At 72.3% G+C, this 8450-nt stretch carries 6 protein-coding genes and 1 pseudogene; 2 read left to right on the top strand and 5 right to left on the bottom strand.

Annotated features, from left to right (window positions below; translation table 11 throughout):
- Positions 1-97: 97 nt before the first annotated feature.
- The 4 genes and pseudogenes from JFN87_RS30175 to JFN87_RS30160 all read right to left on the bottom strand — a co-directional run.
- Positions 98-358: pseudogene (locus tag JFN87_RS30175) on the bottom strand (2-oxoglutarate dehydrogenase E1 subunit family protein); the annotation flags it as partial.
- Between the two features lie 482 nt (positions 359-840).
- Positions 841-1893: a HAMP domain-containing sensor histidine kinase gene (locus tag JFN87_RS30170; protein ID WP_307865650.1), complete on the bottom strand. Its 1053-nt coding sequence runs from the start codon at positions 1891-1893 to the stop codon at positions 841-843.
- A 77-nt stretch (positions 1894-1970) separates the two neighbouring features.
- A complete protein-coding gene (locus JFN87_RS30165) occupies positions 1971-2708 on the bottom strand; it encodes a response regulator transcription factor (protein ID WP_030899575.1) in 738 nt (245 codons plus the stop codon).
- Between the two features lie 139 nt (positions 2709-2847).
- Positions 2848-3579, bottom strand: a complete 732-nt coding sequence (locus JFN87_RS30160; RefSeq protein WP_209345228.1) for a spermidine synthase family protein — start codon at positions 3577-3579, stop codon at positions 2848-2850.
- A 226-nt stretch (positions 3580-3805) separates the two neighbouring features.
- Here JFN87_RS30160 and lon point away from each other — a divergent pair, with 226 nt between their 5' ends.
- Positions 3806-6217: an endopeptidase La gene (gene lon / locus JFN87_RS30155; protein WP_209345226.1), complete on the top strand. Its 2412-nt coding sequence runs from the start codon at positions 3806-3808 to the stop codon at positions 6215-6217.
- Positions 6218-6307: 90 nt separating this feature from the next.
- Here the strand turns inward: lon and JFN87_RS30150 are convergent, their stop codons facing one another.
- Positions 6308-7192 (bottom strand): lysozyme, encoded by an 885-nt coding sequence (locus JFN87_RS30150; RefSeq protein WP_209345224.1) that lies wholly within the window; start codon positions 7190-7192, stop codon positions 6308-6310.
- 209 nt (positions 7193-7401) lie between these two features.
- Here JFN87_RS30150 and JFN87_RS30145 point away from each other — a divergent pair, with 209 nt between their 5' ends.
- Positions 7402-7896 (top strand): MarR family winged helix-turn-helix transcriptional regulator, encoded by a 495-nt coding sequence (locus JFN87_RS30145; protein WP_209345222.1) that lies wholly within the window; start codon positions 7402-7404, stop codon positions 7894-7896.
- Positions 7897-8450 lie beyond the last annotated feature (554 nt).

Here is an 8450-nt window from a genome sequence, read left to right as displayed (position 1 = left end):
CCCCCCCCCCCCCCCCCCCCCCCCCCCCTTCTCTCAGGCAGAAGACGGCCTACGGGATACATCGGTGGCTGGAGTCCAGTCGTCTGCTCCTCCGATCTGCGGGCTGCGCCTCGGCCGGGGCCTGCGCCTCGGTCGCGGAGGGGGCGGCGGTTTTGTCCGCCGCGCCGGAACCACCCGGCTTGTAGTCGGCGAAGAAGTCCCACCAGGCACGGTCGACGGAGTTCGGGTCCTGGAGGTACTGCTGGTAGATCTCGTCGACAAGCCACTCGTTGGGCCCGAAGGCGGCGGCAGGGTTCGCACCCTGTCCGTCTTGGCCATCGGTCGAGATGCTCGTGTTACTGGTGGACTGAGACGACACGGCGTGAACCGCCCTCTTCCGCTTCACAAGGTGGTGGACAGCGGAAATCAAGGCTACGCCTACCGGGCTCCCGGATGCAGACCGGACGGGCCATCGTCGCGCACGTCACATCCCGAAGGGGGTTTCGGCGCGCGCTTTGGCGGGAAACTAACGTCTTTTTGCCAGGCCACGGTTCGTACGCGCTCCCGAAAGCCACGGGGCGTCCCGACGGTGGCCCGATCACACAGCCGGTGCGGTAGTCGGTCCTGGCAGGGCCCTACCCACGCCGCGGCTCGCGTCAACCGCCCTCCCGGACATTTTCTCGACGCGTTCCGGCCGCCCGGGGTTTCTTTCCGGGGCCGGGCCGGGCCTTCCCGGGGCCGTCCCGGGCGCCGGCCGCGGGTGAGCGACCCGGCGGGCGAGAGGGGCCTCGGGCGGGCCGGGGACGTGCTGCCGGTGCTCCGCCCACGCCGCCCCGGCACGTCCTGCGTCAACCGTGCCCGTCAACCCTGCTGGTCGGGGACTCCCGGGAGGGTGACCCGTATCCGGCAGCCCTGCGTCGATTCGGCCACGCCGATCCGGCCCCCGTGCAGGTCCACGGCCCAGCGGGCGATCGCGAGGCCGAGCCCCGTGCCGCCGTCGTTGCCGCCGCCCTGCGTCTTCGCCCGGCCGCGGTTGAACCGCTCGAAGACCCTGCTGCGCTCCGCCTCGGGGATGCCGGGCCCCTCGTCCTGAACCTCCAGGTGCAGCGACTCGGGGTCGTCGCCGCGGCGCGCCCGCACGGTGACCCGGCCGTGCCGCGGGCTGTGCTTGACCGCGTTGTCGATGAGATTCGCCACCACCTGGTGCAGCCGCTCCGCGTCCGCGTACGCCGTCAGCTCCGGCGGCGACACGTCCAGGTGCAGATGGACGTCGGTCCTCGTGTGCAGCCCGGAGCCGGAGCTCGTGCCGCGCTGGGCCGCCGCGAGGTTGGCCTCCTTGAGGATGCCCGACAGGTAGGGCCACACCTCGAAGCGCGTCGCCCTCAGCGGGACGACACCGTTGTCCAGGCGTGACAGGTCGAGCAGCGTCTCCACCAGGCGGCCGAGCCGCTCGGTCTGGCCGAGCGCCGTGCGCATGGTCTCCGGGTCGGCGGCCGACACGCCGTCCACCACGTTCTCCAGGACGGCGCGCAGCGCCGCGATCGGCGTGCGCAGCTCGTGCGACACGTTGGCGACCAGCTCTTTCCTGTGCCGGTCCACCGCCTCCAGGTCGTCCGCCATGAGGTTGATGGTCGAGGCCAGGTCGCCCAGCTCGTCGCGCCGGTCCGCGCCGCTCACGCGCCGCGTGTACTCGCCGTGCGAGATGCCCTTGGCCACCGTGTTCATCTCGTCCAGCGGCGCGGTCAGGCCGTGCGCCACGAACTGCGTGATCAGCAGCGTCGCGATGACCGAGAAGACCGTGATGAACCGCAGCTCCGTCTTGGTGCGCAGGGCGACCATCAGCAGCCCTGTGGTGATGAAGACGGAGACCACGACCAGGGTGCCGAGCTTCGCCTTGATCGAGAAGGGCCGCACGCTCCACCACTCCCTGCGGCGTCCGGCCCGCTCCCGTCCCGATGCTCGTCCGTACCCCGGCCGGCGGCCCGCCAGGTTCATGGTGCCGGGGTCTCCAGGGCGTACCCGACGCCGTGCACCGTGCGGATGCGCTCGGCGCCGATCTTCCGGCGCAGCGCCTTGATGTGGCTGTCGACCGTCCGCGTGCCCGACGCGTCGGCCCAGTCCCACACCTCGGCGAGCAGCTGCTCGCGCGAGAGGACGGCCCTCGGCGTGTTCGCCAGGCAGACCAGCAGGTCGAACTCCGTCGGCGTCAGGTGGACGTCGTCGCCCCGCACCCGCACCCGGCGCTGCGCGTGGTCGATCTCCAGTTCGCCCAGCCTGAGGATGCCGCTGCGCGGTGTCACGGCCGCCAGCGCGGCACGCTCCACGCGGCGCAGCAGGACGTGGACGCGGGCCGCGAGCTCCCGCATGGAGAACGGCTTGGTCATGTAGTCGTCGGCGCCGACGCCGAGACCGACGAGCATGTCCGTCTCGTCGTCGCGTGCCGTCAGCATCAGTACGGGGACCGGGCGCTGCGCCTGCACGCGGCGGCACACCTCGAGTCCGTCGAACCCCGGCAGCATCACGTCGAGCACCATCAGGTCGGGTTGCCACGCCTCGGCCGCGTCGACGGCGGCAGGGCCGTCGACCGCGGTCTGGACGAGGAAGCCCTCTGCCCGCAAGCGGGCCGCGATGGCGTCGACGATGGTCGCGTCGTCCTCCACGACGAGGACCCGACGCTGAGCGCCCGGCGTGGCTCCCACTCCGTTGTGGCTCGTTTGTGTCTGCTCCATCGCCCGCCCCTGGTACGCGTTCACCGCGCTCCGTATGCCCTCGATCCGCCGATCCACGTCCAGGTCTGACTGGGGGGTGACGCGGAAAGTTGGATCCTGTATTTCGTGGAGCAGCGTAGAGGCATCGACGCCCTCTCGGCTACGCAGTGCGAACAGCGAGATGAACCACGTCCGGTACTCCCCGGGCAACTGGCACCTCTTCGGCGGTTACCCCGCTGAATCCGGCATTCCCCAACGCATCGCCAAAGGTCGGAGAGGGTTGCGCAGACCAGACGGCAAGCACGCCGAAAGGGTTCAACAGGGCCCTGCACGCCGCGAGTCCTTCCTCGGTGTACAAGGAGTCGTTACTCTCGGTCACGGTCCAGTCGGGGCCGTTGTCGATGTCCAGACACAGGGCGTCATACCTGTCCGATGTGGTGCGTACGTACTCCAACAGGTCGGTGTGCAGGATCACAGTCCGGGGATCGATCAGCGCCGACTTCGACACGCGCGCCAGCGGGCCCTCGTGGTGCCAGTCGATGACGGCCTGCTCCCGCTCGACGGCCACGACCCTGCCCCAGCGGTCGTCCGCGACCGCGTGCGCCAGCGAGAACCCGACGCCGAGCCCGCCGATCAGCACGGAGGGCCGCGCCGCCCTGCGCTCCTCGGGCAGCGCGCGCATCGCGGCGTCGACCAGCAGCCGCTCCGAGCGGCCGTCCGACGTGTCCATCAGGAACGTGCCGTTGACGATGATCTCCCACACGTCCCCGTCGGGGCCGCCGTGCCTGCGCAGGGCGATCTCGCCCTCGGCGCCCTCGCGCCGGTCCAGCGTGACGGGCGTTCCTGACGCGCCGCCTCGCGCGGCGGGCTCGGGCGCGTGCGGTTCGGCCACGTCGGGCTCCTGTCTCTCGTCGGGGTCCCCATCCTCGCAGCGGGCGGCGCCGGCCAGGAATGGGCGGCCCCCGCCCCGCGTTGCCGCCTCACCGGCCGGCGCGCGAACCGGCGGGCGAGCCCCTGCCCGTGATCGCCCACGGCGAACACGAAGGCCTGCGGGGAACACCAGGGCACTCATAATCATTGAGTCTGCATAGCTCAACTTGACTGCCGAAGGGGAGATCATGGCTGCCATTTCCAAACCGCTCACGCTTCCCGTGCTGCCGCTCGACGACGAGGTCGTGCTCCCCGGCATGGTGGTGCCTCTCGACCTGTCCGACCCCGAGGTCCGCGCCGCCGTGGAGGCCGCCCAGGCCGACGCGCGCTCGCGCGGCACCGGCGCGGGCAAGCCGCAGGTGCTGCTCGTGCCGCGCATCGACGGCTCCTACGCGTCGACCGGCGTGCTCGGCACCGTCGAGCAGGTGGGGCGGCTGTCGGACGGGGACCCGGGTGCCCTGATCCGCGGCCGCGGCCGGGTGCGCGTCGGCGCCGCCACGAGCGGCCCCGGCGCCGCCCTGTGGATCGAGGGCATCAGCCTGGACGAGACCGTGCCCGACCCGCTGCCCGGCTCCGTGACGGAGCTGGTGAAGGAGTACAAGGCGCTCGCCACCGACTGGCTGAAGAAGCGCGGCGCCTGGCAGGTGGTGGACCGCGTCCAGCAGATCGACGACGTGTCCGCCCTCGCCGACAATTCCGGTTACTCACCGTTCCTGTCCACCGCTCAGAAGGTGGAGCTGCTGGAGACCGTCGACCCGGTCGCGCGCCTCAAGCTCGCGACGCTCCAGTTGCGCGAGCACCTGGCCGAGCAGGACGTCGCCGAGTCCATCGCGAAGGACGTCCAGGAAGGCGTCGACAAGCAGCAGCGCGAGTTCCTGCTGCGCCGCCAGCTGGAGGCCGTGCGCAAGGAGCTGCGCGACCTCAGCGGGGGCGGCGAGGAGGACGAGTCCGACGACTACCGCGCCCGCGTCGAGGCCGCCGACCTGCCCGAGAAGGTGCGGGAGGCCGCACTCAAGGAGGTCGAGAAGCTGGAGCGCTCCAGCGACCAGAGCCCCGAGGGCTCCTGGATCCGCACCTGGCTCGACACCGTCCTCGAACTGCCGTGGAACGAGCGCACCGAGGACGCGTACGACATCCAGGGCGCCAAGGAGATCCTGGACGCCGAGCACTCCGGGCTCGACGACGTGAAGGAGCGCATCACCGAGTACCTGGCCGTGCGCAAGCGCCGCTCCGAGCGGGGCCTCGGCGTGGTCGGCGGGCGCCGCGGCGGCGCCGTACTGGCCCTGGTGGGCCCTCCCGGCGTCGGCAAGACGTCGCTCGGCGAGTCCGTGGCGCACGCGATGGGCCGCGAGTTCGTCCGCGTCGCGCTCGGCGGCGTACGGGACGAGGCGGAGATCCGCGGCCACCGGCGCACCTACGTCGGCGCGCTGCCGGGACGCATCGTCCGCGCCATCAAGGAGGCCGGGTCGATGAACCCGGTGGTCCTGCTCGACGAGATCGACAAGGTCGGCTCCGACTTCAGGGGCGACCCCGCCGCCGCGCTGCTCGAGGTCCTCGACCCCGCGCAGAACCACACCTTCCGCGACCACTACCTGGAGGTCGAGCTCGACCTCTCCGACGTGGTGTTCCTGGCCACGGCCAACGTCCTCGAAGCGATCCCCGAGGCCCTGCTCGACCGCATGGAGCTGGTGACGCTCGATGGCTACACCGAGGACGAGAAGGTCACCATCGCCCGTGACCACCTGCTGCCCAGGCAGCTGGAGCGCGCGGGCCTGGAAGCCGGCGAGGTCGTCATCGGCGACGACGCGCTGCGCAAGCTGGCGGGCGAGTACACCCGCGAGGCGGGCGTGCGGAACCTGGAGCGCGCGGTCGCCAGACTGCTGCGCAAGGTGGCGGCCGAGCACGAACTTGGCCGCCGCGAACTGCCGGCCGAGCTCGGCGCCGAGCACCTGCGAGGGCTGATCGGCAGGCCGCACCACGTCCCCGAGTCCGCCCAGGACCCGGCGGAGCGCCGCACCGCGGTGCCGGGCGTGGCGACGGGCCTCGCGGTCACCGGCGCGGGCGGCGACGTCCTCTACGTCGAGGCGTCGCTCGCCGACCCGGAGACGGGCGGCGCGGGCCTGACCCTGACCGGCCAGCTCGGTGACGTGATGAAGGAGTCGGCGCAGATCGCCCTCTCGTACCTGCGCTCGCACGGTGCGGAGTTCGAGCTGCCGGTCGGCGACCTCAAGGACCGGGGTGTGCACATCCACTTCCCGGCGGGCGCGGTCCCGAAGGACGGGCCGAGCGCGGGCATCACGATGACGACGGCCCTCGCGTCCCTGCTCAGCGGCCGCCTGGTCCGCACGGACGTGGCCATGACCGGCGAGGTGTCCCTGACGGGCCGTGTCCTGCCCATCGGCGGCCTGAAGCAGAAGCTGCTGGCCGCGCACAGGGCGGGCGTCACGACGGTCGTGATCCCGAAGCGCAACGAGCCCGACCTGGACGACGTCCCCGCGGAGGTCCTGGAGAAGCTGGAGGTCCACCCCGTCACGGACGTCCGCCAGGTCCTGGACATCGCCCTGTCCCCGGCGGAGGTCGCGGTCCCGGCCGCGGCCTGATCCGCCCCGCCGCCCGCCCTCCCGGGTCGGGCGGCAACGCGGACGCGCCCCGGAGGCCAGGCCTCCGGGGCGCGCCCGCGCGGCTGGGGATCAGCCGTTGGCCAGGGCCCTCAGGCGGTCCATGGCTCCGTTGAACTTGTCGTGGTCGCCGACCGTCGCGCCCGTGGACGTGTACTGCCAGATCGTCTGGAAGCCCCAGCCCGCCGGCAGCGGCTTCGGCGAGGAGTCGTAGCGGGCCACCCAGAGCGGGTTCGTCTTCGCGAAGCCGCCGTAGTCGCCGGTGCACTGCTTCCACCAGTTGGTCGCGGTGTAGATCACCGCGTCGCGGCCCGTGCGGGCCTTGTACGTCTTCGTGAAGTCCTTGATCCACGAGACCATCGCCGACTTCGAGAGGCCGTAGCAGGACGCGCCGTACGGGTTCCACTCGATGTCCAGGACCCCGGGCAGCGTCTTGCCGTCCTTGGACCAGGCGCCGCCGTGCGCGACGAAGTAATCCGCCTGGTTGGCGCCGCTCGACACGTCCGGTGTGGCGAAGTGGTACGAGCCGCGGATCATGCCCGCCTTGTACGAGCCGGTGTACTGCTGGTTGAACGTCGTGCTCTTGTAGTAGTTCCCTTCCGTGGCCTTCACGTAGGCCCACTGCACGCCGCTGCCCTTGAGCGAGGACCAGTTGACGCTTCCCTGGTGGCTGGAGACGTCGACGCCCTCCGTCTGGGTGACGGCGGCCTCGCGGCGGGCGACGGGGGCGTGGCCCCTGCCGTCGTGGGAGAGGACGCCCATGCCCATGTACGCGGTGCCGCGGGCGGGCGCTCTGTCGGCGGCCGGGGAGGCCGCGGTCCCGCCGGCCGCGGGGGAGACCTCGGCGGTTGCCACGCCGGGGAGAGTGAGCGGAAGAGCGAACGTGGCCAGGAGAGCCGCGGCCGCCGCGATCAGTGTGCCGCGGCCGCCGTTCTTTCCGGGTCTGCGCACGGACATTGCGTGCCTCCGAAAACCTCGGTGGGGGGATCTCTTGCTGTGCCGACAAGTCGTCAAAATGGACATGTCACCGTGCAACGCTACGTAGGTCGACCCTGCCACGGCCGGGAGGTGCACTGCTGCCGATGGACTAACGGCCTGCGAAGATGCGGAGAGCCGTGGCGATGGCCCCGGCTTCGGCGAACTCTCAGGAGCGGGAAAAGCGCGCGATGGCTGCTGACGTGCAGGGAAGCGGGACCGGGAACGAACCTCCACCGGTGGGCGGGGACGCGATCGACCCGGAGTTCCTCGATCTGGAACGCGAGCTGGCGGTCTTCCTGCGCCGGGCCAGGGCCAATTCGGGCGAGATGGCCCGCGAGGTGCACCCCGAACTGGAACCCGCCGCCTACGGCCTGCTCGTGCGCCTCGAAGAGACCGGCCAGCAGCGGGCCACCGAGCTCTCGGCGTACTTCGGCGTGGGGAAGGCGACCATGAGCCGCCAGCTCAGGGCCCTCCAGGACCTCGGCCTGATCACGCGCGAGCCCGACCCGGCCGACGGGCGCGCCTCGCTGCTGCGCGTCACGGACGAGGGCCTGCGCCGCTTCCGTCGCGTCCGGGACGCCCGCAGGGGTCGCTACGTGCGGAAACTCGCCGACTGGGACCGTGACGAGGTCGCCGAACTGGCCCGCCTGCTGCACCAGCTGAACGCCCGCGCGGCGAGCTGAGGCACCCTCGGAGCGCGGCGCGGGACAGGTAACTCGATCGAGTGACGGGCCCGCTCGTGCGGGCGGGTGACGGGCTGTCGCCCAAACGTCTCGTACGGGTGACGCCCGCGGGGCGCGCGTGCCGCGCGGGGCGGGCAGAGCGCCCCGCCCCATCGGACGCGCGGGTCGCCGCGCCCGGGGTCGCCCTGCCCTGCGGGCCGCATCGCCGGCGCGCGGACGCGCCTCCCGGGTGCGGCTTGCCGCGTGCTTGCGCCGTGAGGCGCGCCCCGCAGGTCGGCCGGACGTGGCCGTTGCCCGGGTGGGGCGCCCGGCCCTCGTGGGCCGCCTTCGCGAGCGCCGCCCTCTGGATGGCCTCCTCCGTGCCCGGCGCGGGGCCCGGGCGTGGGGATGTGCCCGAACCCGGGGTGCTGTGGTGCTGCCTCCCGCCCGGGACCGGCGGCCGGTACGCGGACGGACGCGGGAGGGCTGTACGCGGCCCAGCGCGAACGCGTCTCGCGCGGCCGGACGCGGGACCACGGGACGCGGCCCGGCGCACGGACGTGCCCCGGCGCGGG

The sequence above is a fragment of the Streptomyces montanisoli genome (assembly GCF_017813245.1).
In the GTDB taxonomy this organism is placed as follows: domain Bacteria; phylum Actinomycetota; class Actinomycetes; order Streptomycetales; family Streptomycetaceae; genus Streptomyces; species Streptomyces montanisoli.
This window is presented reverse-complemented; position numbering and strand designations above follow the sequence as displayed.

What these genes read in the sequence shown, in the direction of transcription:
- JFN87_RS30150 (WP_209345224.1), bottom strand. Translation starts at nt 7,192, where the DNA reads ATGTCCGTGCGCAGACCCGGAAAGAACGGCGGCCGCGGCACACTGATC.
- JFN87_RS30145 (WP_209345222.1), top strand. Translation starts at nt 7,402, where the DNA reads ATGGCTGCTGACGTGCAGGGAAGCGGGACCGGGAACGAACCTCCACCG.
- JFN87_RS30165 (WP_030899575.1), bottom strand. Translation starts at nt 2,708, where the DNA reads ATGGAGCAGACACAAACGAGCCACAACGGAGTGGGAGCCACGCCGGGC.
- lon (WP_209345226.1), top strand. Translation starts at nt 3,806, where the DNA reads ATGGCTGCCATTTCCAAACCGCTCACGCTTCCCGTGCTGCCGCTCGAC.